A 20,469-nucleotide genomic window follows, 5' to 3' on the forward strand; every position below is an offset into this window, starting at 1 on the left:
CAGGACGGTAGCAACGCCCATGGAGCACTCGACTGTCAGGGATAATCGCATGACAACCAGCAGCACTTACGCCGAAACTGAACAGGCCAGCCCCGGCAATTCGCCAGCACGGGTGGCCACCGCCAGCTTTATCGGCACCGCCATTGAGTTCTACGACTTCTACGTCTACGCCACCGCCGCCGCACTGGTGATCGGCCCGGTGTTCTTCCCGCAGACCTCCGGTACTGCGCAGATGCTCTCGGCCTTTCTCACCTTCGGTATCGCCTTCCTCGCCCGGCCTCTGGGTTCGGCACTGTTCGGCCACTTCGGTGACCGGATCGGGCGCAAATCGACCCTGGTCGCCTCATTGTTGCTAATGGGGGTGTGTACCACACTGATCGGCGTGCTACCGGGCTATGACAGTATCGGCGCCTGGGCACCAATCCTGCTCTGCGTGCTCCGTTTCGGCCAAGGCCTTGGCCTTGGCGGTGAATGGGGCGGCGCGGCGTTGCTGGCCACCGAAAACGCCCCCAAGGGCAAACGCGCCTGGTTCGGCATGTTCCCGCAATTGGGCCCTTCGATCGGTTTTCTCGCTGCCAATGGCCTGTTCCTGACCCTGGCCATGTTGCTCAGCGATGAGCAGTTCCGCGACTGGGGCTGGCGCATACCGTTCCTGCTCAGCGCTGCACTGGTGATTGTCGGCCTGTATGTACGCCTCAAGCTTGAAGAGACCCCAGTCTTCGCCAAAGCTATGGCCCGCCACGAGCGGGTAAAAATGCCAGTGGTCGAACTCTTCTCGCAGTACTGGATGCCGGTATTGCTGGGCGCCGCCGCGATGGTGGTGTGCTACGCGCTGTTCTACATCTCCACGGTGTTTTCGCTCAGCTATGGTGTATCGACCCTGGGTTACAGCCGTGAAACCTTCCTCGGCCTGCTGTGCTTCGCAGTACTATTCATGGCGTTGGCCACGCCACTCTCGGCCTGGCTCAGCGACCGCTACGGGCGCAAACCGGTGCTGATTGTGGGCGCGGTATTGGCGATTCTCTCGGGGTTCACCATGCAGCCCCTGCTGACCTCAGGCTCGACGATAGGCGTGGCGCTGTTTCTGGCCATTGAGCTGTTTTTGATGGGCGTGACCTTTGCCCCGATGGGCGCGCTGTTGCCAGAGCTGTTTCCGACCCACGTACGTTACACCGGCGCGTCCGCGGCCTATAACCTGGGCGGCATTGTCGGGGCTTCGGCGGCGCCGTTCTTTGCCCAGAAACTGGTGGCGATGGGAGGCTTGAGCTGGGTGGGCGGCTATGTCTCGGCGGCGGCTTTGCTAAGCCTGATTGCCGTGCTTTGCCTGAAAGAGACCCGTCATTCGGAGCTTTGAAAAAACGGGGCTGCCCTGCAGCCCTTTCGCTGGCAGGGCCAGCTCCCATAGGGGCTCTGACACCCTGCCACTGTGGGAGCCGGCCTTGCCGGCGATGGCAATACAACCGCGTTAGAACTCTACCTTGACCGCCTGCGAGGCACGTGTCGCCTTGGCCCGCGCGGCCTCGATCGACTCATCACGCGCCAGGCATACCCCCATGCGCCGCTGACCATTGACCTCCGGCTTGCCGAACAGGCGAATCGCGGTATCCGGCTCGCTCAAGGCGGCGCCCAGATTGGCGAAGGCGGTTTGCTGCGACTGGCCTTCGACCAGGATCACCGCCGAAGCGGACGGACCGAACTGGCGGATCAGCGGGATCGGTAGGCCAAGAATGGCCCGCGCATGCAGAGCGAACTGCGACAGGTCCTGCGAAATCAGGGTAACCAGACCGGTATCATGTGGACGCGGCGAGACTTCACTGAACCACACCTGATCACCCTTGACGAACAACTCCACGCCAAACAGGCCACGCCCACCCAAGGCTTCAGTGACCGCCTTGGCTACGCGCTCAGACTCCGCCAGGGCTACCGGGCTCATGGCCTGCGGCTGCCAGGACTCCTGGTAATCACCCTTCTCCTGACGATGCCCGACTGGCGCGCAGAAAGTAGTGCCGCCGACATGACGAACGGTCAACAGGGTGATTTCGTAGTCGAAATCAATGAAACCCTCGATGATCACCCGACCTTTGCCTGCACGCCCGCCTTCTTGTGCATAGTCCCAGGCTTGCTGTACATCGTCAGCACTGCGCAGCAGGCTCTGGCCCTTGCCCGAGGAACTCATCACCGGCTTGACTACACAGGGGAAGCCGAGGTCGTCGACCGCGTTGCTGTACTCCTCGAAAGTGTCGGCAAAGTGATACGGCGACGTTGGCAGGTCCAGCTCTTCGGCAGCCAGACGCCGAATGCCTTCACGGTTCATGGTCAACTGCGCGGCACGCGCCGTTGGCACCACGGTGAAGCCTTCGTTTTCCAGCTCGACCAGGGTCGCAGTGGCGATGGCCTCGATCTCCGGCACGATGTAGTGCGGTTTCTCAGCTTCGATCACTGCCCGCAAGGCAGCGCCGTCGAGCATGTTGATCACATGACTGCGATGGGCAACTTGCATGGCCGGGGCATTGGCGTAACGGTCCACGGCAATCACTTCAACGCCCAGGCGCTGCAGCTCGATCACCACTTCCTTGCCCAACTCGCCACAGCCACAGAGCAGTACGCGGGTCGCTGTTGGCGACAATGGGGTTCCGATACGGGTCATTTCAGGTCCTCAGAGGGAAGGAATCCAGGGCCGCCCCGTGCACGGTGCAACCCGGTGAAAAGGAGCGCCATTTTACATGAACCGAGCCTTTGGGCCTCAGCCGGTGATGGCACGCTTACGCAGACGCCAGGCCATGATCAACCAGACGGCCGTCACCCCGGCGAACTTGGAGGCCAGGGCCGTGCCCACCACGGCGGGGGTCAAGGCACCGATCATGCCAAAGAATATGAAGGTATCAATAGGGATGCTCAGCGCCGAGCTCAACCACAGACGGTCGTGAAGTGGCCGCTTGGTGATACTGAACACCAGCCAGTCAATCAGCTCCGAGACCGCGAATGCTGTGGCACTTGCCAGGGCTATGGCTGGCTCGGAGGTGATATATGAAAGCGCCAGCGCCGCCAGCATGGCGACCAGTGCCCCATGGCCATAGCGGGTCTGCACCATGTCACGGAGGATGAACACCAGGCCACCCCAGGCAGACCAGATAACGTCCAGGTGGGGGGCACTGGAGAAGGCGTAGTTGATCAGCACAACGCTGCTGATGTAGGCAATCAGAAAAGGCATGGAATTGACCGCTGGGCAAGCCTTACAGGGTACTTCAGCGACCGCCTGTGGCCAAGCGCCAGATCAACCGACGCTGAAGATCAGACCTGCCGCCACGGCCCGCTCGTGACACAGTTTCAGCACCTGGCGGCGCTCGCTGTTGTCCATCCGGCCCCAGCGGGTGATTTCTGCGGCACTGCGCTGACAGCCGGTGCAAATGTCAGCCTCATCCAACGCGCAGATATGCACGCAGGGCGAAGCGACCGGACGCTCATTGCTGCTCATCAGTCCTCCTGCGGGGCAAGATCGCGGGCATAGCGCTCGGCGTTATGCACGTAATGCGCGGCACTGGCCTCGAGCATTTTCTTCTGCGCCTCGGTCAGTTCACGCACGACCTTGCCTGGCGAGCCCATCACCAGAGAACCGTCAGGGATCTCCTTGCCCTCGGGAATCAGCGCGTTGGCGCCGATGATGCAGTACTTACCGATACGCGCACCGTTGAGGATCACCGCATTGATACCGACGAGGCTGTAGTCATCGATGCTGCAGCCATGAAGCATGGCGTTATGACCGATCGTCACGCCCTTGCCCAAGGTCAGCGGCGAGCCCATATCGGTGTGCATCACGGTACCGTCCTGGACGTTGCTGTTCTCGCCGATGTCGATCAGTTCGTTGTCACCACGCAACACCGCGCCGAACCAGACACTGGCCCCTGCCTGCAGGCGGACCTTGCCGATCAGTGTGGCAGTGGGCGCCGCCCAGCTGCGTGGATGGGTTTCGACCCGCAGGTCGCCCAGACGGTATTTCATGCGTGGTTCCTCACGGTACGACAAGGGTGGCGGGTGTGCCCGCTCAAATTGGAATGAAGCGCTCAGGCGGTTTATGCAGATTGATATCGGCATCGTAAAGCAAGTTGACCAGCTCGACGATCATGATCGCCGACAGCCCCCAGATCTTGTACTCGCCAAAGCGGTAGCTGGGCACATACCAACTGCGCCCCTGGTAATCGATGCGGTGGGTGTGATCGCGCGGGTCCTGACGGAAGAACTCCAATGGCACAGTGAACACCGCAGCAATTTCAGCATCATTGGCCTGGTACTCGACATAGTCGGGAATCAAGCCGACGAATGGCGTCACCTTCAACCCATGCAACGAGATCAGCGGGCTTAGTGGGCCAATGACTTCCACCAGTCCCGGCGGCAGGCCGATCTCCTCTTCAGCTTCGCGCAGGGCGGTGAACACCAGGTCCGGGTCTTCCGGATCGCGTCGCCCACCCGGGAAGGCGACTTCACCGCCATGGGTGGACAAGCCTTTGGCGCGCAAGGTCAATACCAGCTCAGGTGCTTCGCTACGGGTAATGGGCAATAACACGGCGGCCTCAGGAAAACGACGATCGGTTTCCAGGGTACCCGGCGTATGACTGCTCACGCGGCGAAGTAGCTCGTCCAGCATTGCTCTCTCTCGATTCAAGGACCGACCTGCATGATGCACCAAAGCCGCGAGCCGCCCAAGCCCTGAGGTGAACCGGCTTGCAGGCGTACTGAAAGTCGCGCCAAGATAGATGCAACCTATAGGAATAAAAGCATGAAATTCTGCAGCGCGTGCGGTAATCCGGTAAATCAGCGCATCCCTGAGGGCGACACGCGTCTGCGCTATGTCTGCGACCACTGCCAGACCATTCATTACCAGAACCCCAATATTGTCGCCGGCGTGTTGCCAACCTGGGGTAGCCAGGTCTTGTTGTGCCGCCGCGCCATCGAACCACGCCGGGGTTACTGGACCCTACCCGCCGGTTTCATGGAGAACGGCGAAACCCTGGAACAAGCCGCCCGTCGCGAAACGGTCGAAGAAGCCTGTGCTCGGGTCGGACAGCTAAGCCTGTACCAAATGTTCGATCTGCCGCACATCAGCCAGGTACATGTGTTCTTTCGCGCCGAACTTGTCGACCTGGAGTTCGCCGTCGGGGTCGAGAGCCTGGAAGTGAAACTTTTCGATGAAAATGAAATCCCGTGGGACGAGCTGGCTTTCCGGACCGTCAGTCGTACCCTAGAATGCTATTATCGTGACCGCATTGAGCAACGCTACCCGATTGGCAACGAGTGTTTGCCACCCTTGCTCATCTCGTCACCCAACACCTAGTTTTCAGGGATATCGTTTCATGCGCTGGTTGTTTGCCCTTTTCTGCCTCGGTGTGACTTCGGTGTCCCAGGCAGCGTTTACCGAAACGATCGTGACCAGGCCTATCGAGAAGGTGGCGCCCTCGCCCCTGCAGCTCAAGCCACAACAGACTTCGGCGATCGAGAAGATCCTGGTGATCAAGTCTGAACGACGCCTGCAACTGATCAGTGGCGGCACGCCACTGAAAACCTACCGCATTTCCTTGGGCAAACAGCCCAAGGGCCCCAAGCTGCGTGAAGGTGACAAACGTACCCCCGAAGGTTTGTACTGGATCGACTGGCGCAAGCAGAGTGATCGCTACAACCTGGCCATGCATGTGTCCTATCCCAACATCAGCGACTCGGCACGCGCCCGACGCGAAGGCGTCCCCCCCGGTGGCATGATCATGATTCACGGCACACCGCTGGATGAAGAGTACCCTGAAGAGGTCTTCCATACCCTTGACTGGACCGAAGGCTGCATCGCCATGACCAACAGCGACATGCGCGAAGTCTGGAACCTGGTGCCCGACGGCACGATGATCGAAATTCGTCCCTGATCCCCTTCTGCATCCCTCCTTCCGGCGCGCCGCGCCGGAAATCCCCTACATGCTTAAGGCTTAAGCCCTACGGACCTACAGGCTCCGTATCGCATCCAAACGAATAGCAGCGTCCCTAGAATCCGCTCAATCGGATAACCGGGTGTGTTCCCAACACCCCACACCCTGGACGCAATGCTATGCCTCACGCCTTCAGCAGCGCTGCCGCACACCGTTGTCTGCGGCCATTAACCAATCTCGTGCTGGGCATCGTGGGCGCTTGCTTGTGGAGCGCGCAATCCGCTGCGGCTGATAGCAATCCAGCGCTACAGCAGCTTCAGGATCAGCGCCTGCAACGCGAACACCTCGAGCAACACCAACGCTTGCGCACGCTGCAACGAACCGATCAACCACCGCCTGCAGCCGACGAGCAATCTGCCCCTGCCGACACCGGCGCCTGCTGGCCTTTGCGCGGGCTACGCCTAGCCGGTAACCGGCAACTGTCGTCCGCAGAATTGGCGCACGTCGTACAACCGCTGATCAAGCCCTGCATGAGCCCGGCGCAAATCAACCGACTGCTCAAAGCCCTTACTCAGCACTATATCCAGGCCGGCTACCTGGCCAGCCGCCCCTATCTCGCAAGCCGGCCGGTGGCCGGTGGCACCTTGGACGTCGTGATCGTCGAGGGCTTTGTCGAGTCGATCGAACTGTCTGACCCCGACTTGCCACTGTCACTGCACAGCGCCTTTCCCACGCTGCTGGGTCAACCGTTACGCCTGACCGAGCTGGAACAAGGCATGGACCAGTTGAACCGGTTGAAGGCCTTCGACCTCGGCGCCGACCTGTTACCCGGCAGTAGCGAAGGGGCAACCCGGATCATCGTCGTACCCAGGCAGACCCGCAGCCGCTGGCACCTGGGCAGCACCTTCGACAACCGTGGCAGCGACCAGACCGGGCGCGAGCGTCTGGGCCTGAGCTTGAGCCTCGACAGCCCCCTGCAACGCAACGACTTCATACAGGTGTCCAGCAACGCCACACGCCAACACGGCGCAAACTACAGCCGTGGCTATGGCCTGTACTACAGCATCCCCTATGGCGCCTGGACCTACGCCCTGAGCCTCAATCAACTGCGCTACCGGGCGCAGCTCCCCGGTCGACGCTTATACTCCAGCGGCAAAAGCGACTTCTACAGCCTGGGTTTTGAACACAACCTGTGGCGCAATCAGCAGGGCCTGCTCAGCACCAGCTTGCGCCTGGAACAAAAGCGTCTGGACAACCGCCTGGGTGATCTCCAGCTAACGGTGCAAAGCCCGAAGCTCACCACCCTTGAAGCAGGCCTCAACATGCTATGGCTCGACGGTGGCCTGTGGAGTGCCTACCTGGGCGTAAGCCAGGGCCTGGACTGGTTCGGTGCCGACCACGAACCGTTAGTCAGCAATGCGCCACACCCTCGCTTTCGCAAGTACCGGGCCAATCTTCTGCGCCTGAGCCACGGCCGCAACCCGGCCTGGCCGTGGCGCTGGCAGAGTGAGCTGAACCTGCAGTACAGCCCCGATAGCCTGCCTGCGGTCGAACAGCAACTGCTGAGCGACAACTCAGCCGTACGCGGTTTCCGCCAATTATCGGTCGCCGGGGCCAGCGGCGCGGTGTGGCGTAACACCGTGAGCCAGCCGCTACCACTGGACTTGCCCCGCGGCCTGATCTTGCGTCCGCAATTGGGTATGGACGTCGGCTGGAGCAAATTTGACCACGGCAGTGCCGCACAACGACTGGTCGGTGCCCACGCTGGCCTGGAACTGAGCCTGTCCGACAGTCGCCTCACCCTCGACTACCAACGTGCCCTGCATGCCAACACCGTCCATCGACACCACCTGGAAGCGGGTTACTGGCTGCTGGAGTGGGTCCTGAACATCTGAAGTCACCACAACAAAGAGAGAGAAGACAATGATGTCCACCAACCCCCAACGGTCCACCCCACCCGTTCAACGACTCACCCCCAACCACCTGCGTTGGATAATTGCCCTTAGCCTGCTCACGCCTTACCTCAGCCTGGCTGACAATGGCCTGCAAGCGACTACCGGCGTCGGCGGTACGCCATTGATCAGCAATCAACATGGTGTGCCGGTCATCAACATCGTTGCCCCCAATGCCAGCGGTTTGTCGCACAACCAATTCCTCGACTACAACGTCAACAAACCTGGGGTGGTTCTGAACAACGCGCTGCAATCCGGACAGTCGCAACTGGCCGGCGCGCTGGCAGCCAACCCGCAATTTCAAGGCCAGGCTGCGTCTACCATCCTCAATGAAGTCATCAGCCGTAATGCCTCACGCATTGAGGGCACCCAAGAAATTTTCGGGCGACCCGCTGACTACATTCTGGCCAACCCCAACGGCATCACCCTCAACGGCGGCGGATTCATCAATACCACGCGCGCAGGCTTTCTGGTCGGGACACCCGAGTTCGAAGCGCAGCGCCTCACACACCTCGACACACGCAATGCCTCAGGTGCCCTGCAGATCCTCGATGGTGGCCAGAGCAACCTCGACGGCGCCCTAGAGCTGATTGCCCCACGCATTGACAGCCGGGGCTCGCTCACTGCCCGGGACGACCTCAACCTGACTGTAGGTCGCAATCTTGTGCGCAGTACTGACCGCCAGGTGATCGATCACCTCGCAGTCCCCGCCGGCAGTGTCGATGCCAGTCTCTTCGGGGCGATGCAGGCCGGACGTATAAGAATTCTCAGCACCGCAGAAGGCGCTGGTGTGCGCATGGAGGGGAATCAGGTGCACGCCCGCGAAGGGATTGCCATTGACTCACGGGGCGCCATTGAAATCAGTGGTACGACGCAACAGCGTGGCCTGCTGCACACCGAGCAAGGCGCCATAACCTTGAATGCCGCTGACAACCTCAGCCTCAACGCCGTCGGAGTCAAGGGGCAGCAAATCCAAGCGAAGGCCGGAAAAAACCTGACCCTCGATACCCAGATGCGCGAATCATTGAACCGCGAGCGTGAAAGTCGTACAGACAAATGGTTATTTGTCACCACCGAAACATTTGACCGCGAACGTACGCGGACCGATCGCGAACATCTCGGTAGTCAGTTGCAGGCAAGTCAAAACATCAGCCTGCAAGCAGACAAGGATATCAATCTGGTTGCCACCTCACTCCAGGCCGGTGGACATCTGGCCATGCAAGCGGGCGATACGCTCAATATCAGTGCCGCAATCGATAGTCACCAGGTGGATGAACAGATACGCCATCGCAAACACCTCTGGCGCGGTGACCAGGACAGCAGCCACTACCAGGAAAGCGCCAAGGCCAGTGCCCTGTCCGGCCAGCAGATTTCCCTGACATCCGGGGGAAAAACGCGCGTGGCGGGCAGCACCCTGACCAGTACCGGTGATATCGCACTCAGGGCCGGCACGCTGGAGGTCGCCGAAGTGTCCCTGCAAGACTCAAAAACCACCAAAGGCTACCGAGGCGACCTGACTTCGGGCGCCTTTTTTGGCAAAAACGCACGATCCGACAGCGAAGGTCAAACCGCCAGGGGCAGCCTGATCCAGGCCGGTGGCGCCCTAACCGTAACGGCTGAGGAAGTTCGCATAAAAGGCTCCAAGGTCAACAGCCAAGGCGATGCTCTATTACTCAGTGAAAAAGGATTACTGAGCGTCGAAGCGGCGCAGAGCCAGTCCACCCTCAACCATCACGAAAATGACAGCAAGCTGTTCGGCCTGATATCAACAGATACTGAGCGCCAAGAGCAGCGCCAGGATGTGCTGATCAGCGACCTGGCCTCGCAGAGCAATCTGCGTCTGGCAAGTGCCGATGACCTGCGAGTGCTGGGGGCCAAAGTCAGCGCTGGGCACCAACTACAGCTGCAGGCCAACAAAGACATCACCGTCGGCACCGCTGAACAGTCGCAGAGTGTGACCACCCGCCAGCAGGACAAAGGCTTCACTGCCAGCGCCAGCCAGACCCAGAATGCCGAGGACGGCAAGCCCGACTCTCATCAGTACAGCGCTTCGGTAGGCTACAACGTCAGCCAGGTCGACAGCACGCAAACCGACAAAACTCAGATCGCCAGTATCCTCACCGGCGGCCAGGTTCAGCTCAAAAGCCAGCATGACGTCAACATCAGTGGCTCAAGTGTCAGCGCGACGGCTGGCGATCTGGAAATCGATGCGCGCAACATCAATCTCACCGCTCAGCATGACGAACAGTCACAACAAACCACTGCCAGCCATAGCGGTGGCGGCCTGAGGGTCAGTGGTGGCATTGATAACCTGGCCAGTGCCCTCGAGGGTTACCACCAACAAAAAAACCTTGCAGAACGTTCAAGCCAGTCGCAACGCAGCAGCCTCTCCGCCACGGGCGATGTACGCGTCAGCACCAACACATTGATCAACGAAGCCGCCAGCCTGACCGCCGGCCAGGTGTTGACAGTGAACACTGACAAACTGGAGAACCGCTCGGTAGAGGATACGCATACCTCCAAGCAGACAGAACAGAACTGGCAGGCCAGACTGGGCGCCAGCCTTGCCTACCAGGGGCTGACCCGGCCCATTGAAAACCTGATCAACCGCATCGACGGCAATCGATTTCAACAGGCCTCCCTTGAAGACAGCCTGGCGCCTCCGACGGTGGGCGCTGAACTTGAATTCAAGCACCAGAACCGCGAGGCAACCCATCAGTCGAGCACTGCCCAGGTCGCCAAACTACAAGCGGCCAGCATCAGCATCAACGCCAAGACCCTTGACGATACAGGTACCCAGTACCGCGCCGAAAAGGGGCCGCTGACGATCCAGGCCGACTCACACCACTTCGCCGCCGCCCAGGACAGCGACACCAGCGAAGTCCGCCGCCTGGATGTCGATAGCGGCATACGCCTCGATACCAGCACCGGCAGCGATATCAATCTGCGTCTTTCAGGCAAGGGTGGCTCGCTGCAAAAGAATGAACTCAAACTGACAGCCCACCCCGGCAGCCTCTACGGGCAAACCGGTATACAGATCCAACTGGGCAGCGACGGCGTCTATGAAGGCACTCGCTTCGATGCCGCTGACGGCTCGTTGAAACTGCTGGCTGACGGTAACCTGAGCCTGGCTCAGGCCAACGACAAACAGCAGAGTAATCTGGAACAGTTGGACGGCAATGCCTGGATCAAGGGCGGCAACAACCCATTGGACAGTGCTCTGGAACTGCGCGGCTATCTGGACCATACCACCCTCAACACAGTCGACAGCCAGGCACGGGTTGCCACTATCGACGCCAAAGGGGACGTGCAAATGCAAGCAGGCGGGGCGCTCGAACTGGTCGGCACGCGGATAGGCAGCAGCACCGCCAAGGTCACGAACATTAGCCTGAACAGTAGCGGAATGCTTCACGCCAACACCGCCACGGGCACCCATACCGCTCAAGGTAAAACGCTCGGTGGTGGCCTGGAGTTGCAGGCAAAAAGCACAGCCCATGGCAAGGGAGGTGGGCTGGGAGGCCATCTCAATAGCGGCCGCACCGACGAAAACAGCAGCTCTGCCAGCGCAGCGCAATGGTTCGCCAAAGACACACTGACAATCAGCAGTGCCGACGCCCAGACAAATGCCGTGCATCTGCAAGGCCTGAATGGCTCAGCAGCACAGGTCGATATCAGCGCCAATCATGGCGGAATTCTGATTGAGGCCGCTAGCAGCACAGACCTGCGCAACAACATGCAGGTGACGGCAGGCGCAGGCGTCAACACCGCCCCCGGCGCAACAACTGAGCAGGCTACGCGAGGGTTGCACGCGCGAGCAAAGGTCAACATCGATCAACGCGACAACCTCACCTATGAAAACAGCCAGTGGCGTGCTGGGCAGGTTACGCTGAACAGTCTGACAGACACTCGCCTGGACGGCGTACGCATAGAAGCCGAACGAGTGGAGGGTCAAATAGGTGGCGACTTGCGCGTCGCTAGCATGCAAGACCGCATCAACAGCCTGACGGTGGACGTCGATGTGCGGCTGAGCCAGGAAAAAAACCCGCAGGGCCTTCTCAACGCTACCAATGCCCTGGCAGGCCCACTGGCCAGCAAGGTTGGAGAACAGCTCGGTTCAACGGTGCAAAAAGTTGAACCAGGCCTGTCGCCAACCTTGAACCTCAACGTCGAGCGTACTCAACGCGACAGCGTCACCCGTCAAAGTCTGCTCAATGGTCGTGACGGCATTGCCCTGGCGGTTGGTGGCGCCACCGAACTCAGCGCTGCACGCCTGCAATCAGCCAATGGCAACGTCGAACTGGGTAATGGACCCGTAACCCAGGAAACCCTGAACGGTCGTGACTACCGCCGAGAGGTGGGCATCACTGTTTCCAATGCTCCCGTTGACCTGATCGGTGGCCTGATCGATGCCTACAGTGCAGCCAAGTCTGGCAAGGAAGAAAACCCTGTCGATCTCGGCCTGATTCGAACCAGTGGCCATGATCGTTCGACCACGTTGGCATCCACTATCACGCAAGGTGGCCTACGCCAGTAAAAGCAACTGCCTTGTTTGCTTTTGTGGACGCTGGCGTTGCCAGCGATGCGGACACCGCGCAGCAACTGAAAGCGTGCTGACCCCATCGCCGACAAGACCGGCTCCCACAGAATTCGACGTGAAAGCAAAAAAAAGCCGCGATCTGCAAGCAGTCGCGGCTTTTTTATCAGGCCTCAGAAGTCTGCTAACTGCCAGACCTCATAAGCCGGTGTCTCGTAAGGATGACTGTGCTTGAGCGCAGCGACCACCGACTGAACCAGCGCGTCGGCCACCACCAATTCCACTCGCCACTCTTGGACCTGTTCGACCACCCCGCTCTGTCCGATGAACGGCTGACTGCCGTCCAGCGGGCGGAACTGGCCTTGGCCCAACACCTGCCAGGCACAACAGTCGTAGTCGCCGATGCGCCCGCCGCCAGCGGCGAACACAGCGGCCTTGACCACGTCCACATGGCTCGGCGGGACGAAGAAGGCGAGCTTGTACACCCTTAGTTCACCCAGACCCGCGCATTGCGGAACATACGCATCCACGCTGCGTCTTCGTTCCAGTCATCCGGACGCCAGGAGTTCTGTACGGCACGGAAGACCCGCTCAGGGTGCGGCATCATGATGGTGACGCGACCGTCGCGGCTTGTCAGGCCGGTGATCCCGCGCGGCGAGCCGTTCGGGTTAGCCGGATAGTTTTCAGTGACCTTGCCGTGGTTGTCGACAAAGCGCAGGGCAACGCAACCGGACAGGTCAGCTTCAAGCAGCGCTTCTTCACTTTCGAACTCGGCATGACCTTCACCGTGAGCGATGGCGATCGGCATGCGCGAACCGGCCATGCCCTGCAGGAAGATCGAGTTCGATTCCTGAACCTGAACCATCGCCACGCGGGCTTCGAACTGTTCGGAACGGTTACGCACAAAGTGCGGCCAGAACTCGGTGCCTGGGATCAGCTCGTGCAGGTTGGACATCATCTGGCAACCGTTGCACACACCCAGGGTGAAGCTGTCGGTACGCTCGAAGAAGCCCTGGAAGGCGTCACGGGCACGGCTGTTGAACAGCGCCGACTTGGCCCAGCCTTCACCGGCACCCAGTACGTCACCGTAGGAGAAACCACCGCAGGCAACCAGACCTTTGAACGCATTCAGATCAACACGACCGGCGAGGATATCGCTCATGTGCACGTCGATGGCATTGAAGCCTGCGCGGTCGAAGGCGGCTGCCATCTCGACCTGACCGTTAACGCCCTGCTCGCGCAGTACCGCCACCTGAGGACGGATGCCCTTCTTGATGTACGGCGCGGCGATGTCCTGGTTGACGTCGAAGCCGAGCTTGACACTCAGGCCCGGGTTGTCTTCTTCGAGCAGGCCATCAAACTCCTGATCGGCGCAGTCGGCGTTATCACGCAGACGCTGGATCTGGTAGCTGGTTTGCGCCCACTGACGCTGCAGCAAACGACGGTCGCCGCGGAACAGCTCTTCGCCCATGTGATGGATCACCACTTCGCCGTTGTTGACCGGCTGACCGATCACGGCGACGCAGTCTTCACCCAGACCGGCAGCACTGAACTGTGCCAATACATCCGGGGTAGCGTCCTGGTGCACCTGAATCACGGCACCCAGCTCTTCGTTGAAGAGGATGGCGGCGATCTTTTCACGCTTGCTGGTGAGGGTGTCCAGCTCCAGGCTCACACCGCAATGACCGGCAAAGGCCATTTCCAGCACGGTGGTCATCAGACCGCCATCGGAACGGTCGTGGTAGGCCAGCAGGTGACCGTCGGCGTTCAGGCCCTGGATCACTGCGAAGAAGGCTTTGAGGTCTTCAGCGTCGTCGACGTCCGGGGCCTGGCTGCCGAGCTTGCCATGGGTCTGGGCGAGAATCGAAGCGCCCATGCGGTTCTGACCACGGCCGAGGTCGATCAGGATCAGATCCGTCTCGCCTTTGTTCATACGCAGCTCAGGCGTCAGGGTCTTGCGAATGTCAGTGACCGGTGCAAAACCGGTGACAATCAGCGACAGCGGCGAGGTCACGGTCTTCTCTTGACCTTCGTCTTCCCAACGGGTCTTCATGGACATGGAGTCCTTGCCCACCGGAATGGTCAGACCCAGCTCAGGGCACAGTTCCATGCCGACGGCCTTGACGGTGTCGTACAGACGCGCGTCTTCACCTGGGTGACCGGCTGCGGACATCCAGTTGGCCGACAGTTTGATGTCGGACAGCTTCTCGATGCGCGAGGCAGCCATGTTGGTCAGCGTCTCGCCGATCGCCATGCGCCCGGAAGCCGGAGCGTCGAGCAGGGCCAGCGGCGTACGCTCACCCATGGCCATGGCTTCACCGGTGTAGACGTCGAAGCTGGTGGCAGTGACGGCCACGTCAGCCACAGGTACTTGCCAAGGGCCAACCATCTGGTCACGGGCAACCAGGCCGGTGATGGTGCGGTCGCCGATGGTGATCAGGAAGCTCTTGCTGGCCACGGCCGGGTGGTGCAGAACACGTTCGACCGAGTCCTTGAGCTCCAGGGTGCTTGGGTCGAAATCATCGCCCAGCTCGGCTTCACGGGTCACCGAACGGTGCATGCGCGGCGGCTTGCCAAGCAGCACGTCCAATGGCATGTCCACAGGGCTATTGCCGAAATGGCTGTCGGTGACGGTCAGGTGCGGCTCGGCAGTCGCTTCACCAACCACCGCGAACGGGCAACGCTCACGCTCGCAGATGGCCTTGAAACGTTCGAAGTCGGCCGCGTCGACCGCCAGTACGTAGCGTTCCTGGGATTCGTTGCTCCAGATCTCGTGCGGGGCCATGCCTGGCTCGTCGTTAGGCACGTTGCGCAGCTCGAAGCGGCCACCGCGGCCACCGTCGTTGACCAGCTCAGGGAAGGCATTGGAGATACCGCCCGCACCCACGTCGTGGATGAAGGCGATCGGGTTGTTGTCGCCCAGCTGCCAGCAACGGTCGATGACCTCCTGGCAGCGGCGCTCCATTTCCGGGTTTTCACGCTGCACCGAGGCGAAATCAAGGTCGGCAGAGCTGGAACCGGTGTCAACCGAGGACGCCGCACCGCCGCCCAGGCCGATCAGCATGGCCGGGCCACCGAGGACGATCAGCTTGGCACCAACCGTGATCTCGGCCTTCTGCACGTGATCTTCGCGAATGTTACCCATACCGCCAGCCAGCATGATCGGCTTGTGGTAACCGCGCACTTCTTCACCGTGCGGGGTGTTGATGGATTGCTCGAAGGTCCGGAAATAGCCGGTCAGCGCCGGGCGCCCGAACTCGTTGTTGAAAGCCGCGCCACCGAGCGGGCCTTCAATCATGATGTCCAGGGCGTTGACGATGCGCTCAGGCTTGCCGTATGCCTTCTCCCAAGGTTGTTCGAAGCCTGGGATCTGCAGGTTGGACACGGTGAAACCCGTGAGACCAGCCTTTGGCTTGGCACCGCGGCCGGTTGCGCCTTCGTCGCGAATCTCGCCACCGGAACCGGTGGACGCGCCGGAGAACGGCGAGATGGCGGTTGGGTGGTTATGGGTCTCGACCTTCATCAGGATGTGCACCGGCTCCTGCACCGCACCGTACTGGCGGGTTTCAGGGTTCGGGAAGAAGCGGCCGGCGACGTTACCGACGATCACCGAGGCGTTGTCCTTGTAAGCGGACAGCACACCTTCGCTGTGCATCTGATAGGTGTTCTTGATCATGCCAAACAGGCTTTTTTCCTGGCTTTGGCCGTCGATATCCCAACTGGCGTTGAAAATCTTGTGGCGGCAATGCTCGGAGTTGGCCTGGGCGAACATCATCAGTTCAATGTCGTTCGGGTTGCGCTTGAGGCCCTGGAAGGCGTCGACCAGGTAGTCGATCTCGTCTTCGGCCAGGGCCAGGCCCAGGTCGGCGTTGGCTTGCACCAGCGCGGCGCGGCCACCGCCGAGGATGTCCACGGACGTCATCGGCTTGGGCTGGGCGTGGCTGAACAGGCCGGCGGCCTCTTCCAGCTTGCTCAGGACCATTTGAGTCATGCGGTCGTGCAGCACCTCGGCGACGACAGCGGCATCGGCTTCGTTCAGCTCACCGCTGACGTAGTAGGCGATACCGCGCTCCAGGCGCTTAACGCTTTCCAGGCCGCAATTGTGGGCGATGTCGCTGGCCTTGCTCGACCAGGGCGAGATGGTGCCGAATCGTGGCATGACCAGGAACAGGCGACCGTTTGGCTCCTGTACCGGTACGCTCGGGCCGTACTTGAGCAGACGCGCGAGCACCTGCTGTTGGTCGGCGGTCAGATCGCCGTCAACCTCGGCGAAATGAGCAAATTCAGCGTACAAACCACTAACAGCGGGGACTTTCTGGCTCAATTGCTCGAGTAATTTACCGTGGCGAAAGGCAGAAAGGGCAGGAGCGCCGCGCAGGATCAACATCGTCGGGACAGCCTCAGGAAGGGGGTGTGCTTAGAGGCCGTGCATTCTAGCCTAAATCCGTCGCTTTCGGCACCCGCAACCGCGCATTATGTCGGCGGCGCAAACCGGACTCAGAGGTCAAAAAACCGATCGATTTGAGGCCGCATTCCTCGCCTGGCGCCAAGCGTGCTAGCAGACAAGCAAACCGTTGTCGAGATATGGCGAGACCAGTCCTTTGCGTATACTGCAAGCTATGTTCGCCCAAACTGCTTTGCGCCAGCGCTGCGCCAGATGGCTCATCGCAACCGGACTCTTCCTGATGCTCGGTGCCTGTGTTGAAAAACCCAGCACCTTGGAGCGCGTCAAGGAGGACGGTGTGCTGCGCGTGATCACCCGTAACAGCCCCGCCACCTATTTCGAGGACCGCAATGGTGAGACCGGCTTCGAGTATGAGCTGGTCAAGCGTTTTGCCGATGACCTTGGCGTGGAGCTGAAGATCGAGACGGCCGACAACCTCGACGAACTGTACAGCCAGCTTGGCCAGCCATCCGGCCCGGTACTGGCGGCTGCGGGCCTGGTCAGCAGCGAGCGGCGCAAGTCTCAGGTACGCTTTTCTCACCCTTACCTGGAAGTGACCCCACAGATCATCTACCGCAACGGTCGCTCACGGCCCACCGATGCCAAGAATCTGGTCGGCAAAAAGATCATGGTACTCAAAGGCAGCACCCATGCCGAGCAGCTGGCAGCGCTGAAAAAGCAGTATCCGGCACTTGAATACGAAGAGTCTGACGCAGTAGAGGTCGTTGACCTGCTGCGCATGGTCGATGAAGGTCAGATCGATCTGACCCTGGTCGACTCCAATGAGCTGGCGATGAACCAGGTTTACTTCCCCAAGGTACGGGTTGCCTTCGACCTGGGCGATTCGCGCGACCAGCGCTGGGCAGTGGCCGCCGGCGATGACAACAGTCTGCTTAACGAGATCAACGAATTTCTCGACAAGGTGCAGAAGAATGGCACCTTGCAACGCCTGAAAGACCGCTACTACGGCCATGTTGATGTACTTGGCTACGTCGGTGCCTACACCTTTGCCCAGCACCTGCAGCAACGCCTGCCGCGGTATGAAAAGCACTTCAAGGCCTCAGCCAAGAAAGAACAGGTCGACTGGCGCCTGCTGGCCGCCATCGGCTATCAGGAGTCCATGTGGCAGGCTGAAGTCACCTCCAAGACCGGTGTGCGCGGCCTGATGATGCTGACCCAGCGCACCGCCCAGGCCATGGGCGTGTCCAACCGCCTGGATCCGGTGCAAAGCATCCGTGGCGGGGCCAAGTACTTCATGTACGTCAAATCGCTGCTGGACGACGATATCAAGGAGCCAGATCGCACCTGGTTTGCCCTGGCGGCCTATAACGTCGGCGGCGGTCACCTGGATGATGCGCGCAAACTGGCCAAGCGTGAGGGCTTGAACCCGAACAAATGGCTGGATGTGAAAAAAATGCTCCCACGCCTGGCACAGAAGCAGTGGTACAGCAAAACCCGCTATGGCTATGCCCGGGGCGGCGAGCCGGTGCATTTCGTCGCCAACATCCGCCGTTACTACGACATCCTCACCTGGGTGACCCAGCCGCAGCTCGAGGGCAGCCAGGTGGCCGATGGCAACCTGCATGTGCCGGGGGTCGACAAGACCAAGCCGACCGAGCAGACGCCGCCTTTGTGATCCTTGTAGCCGCTGCCGCCAGGCTGCGATCGGGCGTGAAGCGTCCGCCATTCAGGCACACAACGACACAATGGTGACGGGGTGGCGACTGCTTCGCAGCCGATCGCAGCCTGACGGCAGCGGCTACGCCTTGGCCCGACGCGCCTTAAAGAATTCAGACAGAATTGTCCCGCACTCTTCGGCCAACACCCCCCCCTCAAACACCACCCGGTGATTGAGAAAAGCCTGGGTAAAAAACTGCCCCTGACTCTGCACGACGCCCGCCTTGGGCTCCAGCGCGCCGTACACCACGCGCGCGATGCGTGAGTGCACGATCAGCCCGGCACACATGCTGCAGGGCTCCAGTGTCACGTACAGGGTGCTACCTGGCAGCCGATAGTTGCTCGCAGCCTGAGCGGCAGCACGAATGGCGACCATTTCGGCATGGGCGCTGGGATCACTGCCACTGATCGGGCAATTGAAGCCACGACCAATGACCTGGCCATGCTGCACCAAAATGGCGCCGACCGGCACTTCGCCCATGGCAGCACCCTGTGCCGCCAGCGCCAAGGCCTGGCGCATGAACTCCTGATCGCGGCTACGATCGATGATCTGCGGCTGACGCATCAGGCGACCTCGATCGCGGCCATCAGACCGGTTTCCATATGGTCAATGACATGGCAATGGAACATCCAGGTGCCCGGGTTATCGGCCACCAATGCCACTTGTGCTCGCTCGTTCTTGCCCAGCAGGTAGGTATCGGTGAAGTACTGTTCCTGAATCTTGTGACGGTTCGAGCTGAGCACTTTGAAACTCATGCCATGCAAATGAATCGGGTGCTGGTACTGAGTCATGTTCTTGAGTTCGAAAATATAGCTTCTGCCCTTCTGCAGCGTGGCAATCGGGCGGTCGGCGCAGGTCTTGTCGGTGATATCCCAAGCCTTGCCGTTGATCTGCCAAAGGCTCGGCGGTCGGCCGTTGTCGGTATCTACCGAGACCGAACCGACCCATTCGAAATTGAAGTTGAGCTTCTCGGCATTAGCCAGGTCCGGCTCGGCAATCGGGTTGGCCGGCAACGCCGCTGGCCAATCACCCGGCGTGTCACTGCTGGCCACCGAACGCAAGGTTCCCAGACGCACCGGACCATCTCGCAACGACAGCTCCTCACCGGCAGGCGGCATCTTGATTGCCAGGCAGATACGCATACCCGGCCCAAGCCAGTAATCCTTGCCCAATGGCCGTGGGGTGATCGGATTGCCATCGAGCGCATAAATCTTCGCCTCGAAGTTGCCTTTGAGGTTGATGCGATAGGTCAGGGTGTTGTCCAGGTTGAGCAGGCGTACCCGGACAATCTGCCCTGCCGGCATCTCCACTATGGCATTGGGCTGGCCATTGATGGTGATCAAGCGCCCAGCAGTGCCGCCGCGGGCAGCCTCACGGGGGATGCTGAACGGCAGGTAAGCGCCCTCCTCGTCAACATGCCAGTTCTTCAGGCTCAGGGTGCGCTCATGCTTGAAGCCAGTGGGCTCGCGCTCCTCGACGATCAGCGGGCCGACCAAGCCTTTGCCAAGCTCTTCGGAACTGTTCACATGAGGGTGATACCAATAGCTGCCGGCATCCGGCACGCGGAACTTGTAATCGAAATACTCACCCGGCAATACCGGCAGCTGCGAGACGTACGGCACGCCGTCCATTTCCAGCGGCAGGCGAATGCCGTGCCAGTGAATGGTGGTGGCCACCGGCAAGTGGTTGATGAAGCGTACGCGCAGCCAGTCGCCCTGACGCGCGCGCAACTCGGTACCTGGCGCCGAGGGACCAAAGGCCCAGGCCTCGGTCGTGTGACCGGACACCAGCTCAACATCTAGCGGCGCGGCAATCAGCTCGTAGTCATGCCCGGCATTTGGGTCGCTGCGCCCCAACCAATAACGGGATGCGCCACCGGCCCCCAGACCGATTGCCACCAGGCCGGTCAGGCCACCGAGTATTTGTCGCCGGGTAAAAGCCATGCCGCAGGTACC

At 60.6% G+C, this 20,469-nt stretch carries 14 protein-coding genes and 1 pseudogene; 6 read left to right on the plus strand and 9 right to left on the minus strand.

Annotated features, from left to right (window positions below; translation table 11 throughout):
- Positions 1-49 precede the first annotated feature (49 nt).
- Entirely contained in the window at positions 50-1,354 is a 1,305-nt protein-coding gene (locus CX511_RS20840) for an MFS transporter (protein ID WP_045189499.1), read from the plus strand.
- A gap of 111 nt (positions 1,355-1,465) precedes the next feature.
- Here the strand turns inward: CX511_RS20840 and purT are convergent, their stop codons facing one another.
- The 5 genes from purT to CX511_RS20865 all read right to left on the minus strand — a co-directional run bounded on the left by purT (position 1,466) and on the right by CX511_RS20865 (position 4,642).
- On the minus strand, positions 1,466-2,647 hold the full coding sequence (gene purT, locus CX511_RS20845) for a formate-dependent phosphoribosylglycinamide formyltransferase (protein ID WP_045189497.1): 1,182 nt from the start codon (positions 2,645-2,647) through the stop codon (positions 1,466-1,468).
- A gap of 96 nt (positions 2,648-2,743) precedes the next feature.
- A complete protein-coding gene (locus CX511_RS20850) occupies positions 2,744-3,211 on the minus strand; it encodes a VUT family protein (protein ID WP_101292076.1) in 468 nt (155 codons plus the stop codon).
- Positions 3,212-3,274: 63 nt separating this feature from the next.
- The gene (locus CX511_RS20855) at positions 3,275-3,475 is read right to left on the minus strand and encodes a DUF1289 domain-containing protein (RefSeq protein ID WP_045189493.1); all 201 of its coding nucleotides are present in this window, start codon (positions 3,473-3,475) and stop codon (positions 3,275-3,277) included.
- Positions 3,475-3,999: a gamma carbonic anhydrase family protein gene (locus CX511_RS20860; RefSeq protein ID WP_045189491.1), complete on the minus strand. Its 525-nt coding sequence runs from the start codon at positions 3,997-3,999 to the stop codon at positions 3,475-3,477. The genes CX511_RS20855 and CX511_RS20860 overlap by 1 nt, the downstream gene beginning before the upstream one ends.
- Before the next feature lie 43 nt (positions 4,000-4,042).
- Positions 4,043-4,642, minus strand: a complete 600-nt coding sequence (locus tag CX511_RS20865) for a CoA pyrophosphatase (protein ID WP_045189489.1) — start codon at positions 4,640-4,642, stop codon at positions 4,043-4,045.
- Between the two features lie 132 nt (positions 4,643-4,774).
- On the opposite strand from CX511_RS20865, the gene CX511_RS20870 reads away from it, so the two are divergent.
- The 4 genes and pseudogenes from CX511_RS20870 to CX511_RS20885 all read left to right on the plus strand — a co-directional run bounded on the left by CX511_RS20870 (position 4,775) and on the right by CX511_RS20885 (position 12,392).
- Positions 4,775-5,329: an NUDIX hydrolase gene (locus tag CX511_RS20870; RefSeq protein WP_045189487.1), complete on the plus strand. Its 555-nt coding sequence runs from the start codon at positions 4,775-4,777 to the stop codon at positions 5,327-5,329.
- A 154-nt stretch (positions 5,330-5,483) separates the two neighbouring features.
- Positions 5,484-5,906 (plus strand): annotated as a pseudogene (locus CX511_RS20875) (L,D-transpeptidase family protein); the annotation flags it as partial.
- 179 nt (positions 5,907-6,085) lie between these two features.
- Complete coding sequence (locus tag CX511_RS20880) at positions 6,086-7,801, plus strand: ShlB/FhaC/HecB family hemolysin secretion/activation protein (protein WP_101292077.1); 1,716 nt, start codon at positions 6,086-6,088, stop codon at positions 7,799-7,801.
- 31 nt (positions 7,802-7,832) lie between these two features.
- Complete coding sequence (locus CX511_RS20885; protein WP_101292081.1) at positions 7,833-12,392, plus strand: hemagglutinin repeat-containing protein; 4,560 nt, start codon at positions 7,833-7,835, stop codon at positions 12,390-12,392.
- A 173-nt stretch (positions 12,393-12,565) separates the two neighbouring features.
- On the opposite strand, the gene CX511_RS20890 is transcribed toward CX511_RS20885, so the two are convergent.
- Together CX511_RS20890 and purL are read right to left on the minus strand one after the other, a co-directional pair.
- The gene (locus tag CX511_RS20890) at positions 12,566-12,877 is read right to left on the minus strand and encodes a YqfO family protein (protein ID WP_101292078.1); all 312 of its coding nucleotides are present in this window, start codon (positions 12,875-12,877) and stop codon (positions 12,566-12,568) included.
- Positions 12,878-12,879: 2 nt separating this feature from the next.
- Entirely contained in the window at positions 12,880-16,779 is a 3,900-nt protein-coding gene (gene purL, locus CX511_RS20895) for a phosphoribosylformylglycinamidine synthase (protein WP_101292079.1), read from the minus strand.
- Between the two features lie 232 nt (positions 16,780-17,011).
- On the opposite strand from purL, the gene mltF reads away from it, so the two are divergent.
- On the plus strand, positions 17,012-18,472 hold the full coding sequence (gene mltF, locus CX511_RS20900) for a membrane-bound lytic murein transglycosylase MltF (protein ID WP_045189481.1): 1,461 nt from the start codon (positions 17,012-17,014) through the stop codon (positions 18,470-18,472).
- A gap of 123 nt (positions 18,473-18,595) precedes the next feature.
- On the opposite strand, the gene tadA is transcribed toward mltF, so the two are convergent.
- Together tadA and CX511_RS20910 are read right to left on the minus strand one after the other, a co-directional pair.
- A complete protein-coding gene (tadA, locus tag CX511_RS20905) occupies positions 18,596-19,078 on the minus strand; it encodes a tRNA adenosine(34) deaminase TadA (protein WP_045189480.1) in 483 nt (160 codons plus the stop codon).
- Positions 19,078-20,457 (minus strand): multicopper oxidase family protein, encoded by a 1,380-nt coding sequence (locus CX511_RS20910; protein ID WP_045189479.1) that lies wholly within the window; start codon positions 20,455-20,457, stop codon positions 19,078-19,080. The genes tadA and CX511_RS20910 overlap by 1 nt, the downstream gene beginning before the upstream one ends.
- Between the last annotated feature and the right edge of the window lie 12 nt (positions 20,458-20,469).

The organism is Pseudomonas sp. S06B 330, assembly GCF_002845275.2.
GTDB lineage: Bacteria > Pseudomonadota > Gammaproteobacteria > Pseudomonadales > Pseudomonadaceae > Aquipseudomonas.

Bases quoted from the DNA above. Each gene is read 5' to 3' on its own strand.
- CX511_RS20840 (WP_045189499.1), top strand. From the start codon at position 50: ATGACAACCAGCAGCACTTACGCCGAAACTGAACAGGCCAGCCCCGGC.
- purT (WP_045189497.1), bottom strand. From the start codon at position 2,647: ATGACCCGTATCGGAACCCCATTGTCGCCAACAGCGACCCGCGTACTG.
- CX511_RS20850 (WP_101292076.1), bottom strand. From the start codon at position 3,211: ATGCCTTTTCTGATTGCCTACATCAGCAGCGTTGTGCTGATCAACTAC.
- CX511_RS20855 (WP_045189493.1), bottom strand. From the start codon at position 3,475: ATGAGCAGCAATGAGCGTCCGGTCGCTTCGCCCTGCGTGCATATCTGC.
- CX511_RS20860 (WP_045189491.1), bottom strand. From the start codon at position 3,999: ATGAAATACCGTCTGGGCGACCTGCGGGTCGAAACCCATCCACGCAGC.
- CX511_RS20865 (WP_045189489.1), bottom strand. From the start codon at position 4,642: ATGCTGGACGAGCTACTTCGCCGCGTGAGCAGTCATACGCCGGGTACC.
- CX511_RS20870 (WP_045189487.1), top strand. From the start codon at position 4,775: ATGAAATTCTGCAGCGCGTGCGGTAATCCGGTAAATCAGCGCATCCCT.
- CX511_RS20880 (WP_101292077.1), top strand. From the start codon at position 6,086: ATGCCTCACGCCTTCAGCAGCGCTGCCGCACACCGTTGTCTGCGGCCA.
- CX511_RS20885 (WP_101292081.1), top strand. From the start codon at position 7,833: ATGTCCACCAACCCCCAACGGTCCACCCCACCCGTTCAACGACTCACC.
- purL (WP_101292079.1), bottom strand. From the start codon at position 16,779: ATGTTGATCCTGCGCGGCGCTCCTGCCCTTTCTGCCTTTCGCCACGGT.
- mltF (WP_045189481.1), top strand. From the start codon at position 17,012: ATGTTCGCCCAAACTGCTTTGCGCCAGCGCTGCGCCAGATGGCTCATC.
- tadA (WP_045189480.1), bottom strand. From the start codon at position 19,078: ATGCGTCAGCCGCAGATCATCGATCGTAGCCGCGATCAGGAGTTCATG.
- CX511_RS20910 (WP_045189479.1), bottom strand. From the start codon at position 20,457: ATGGCTTTTACCCGGCGACAAATACTCGGTGGCCTGACCGGCCTGGTG.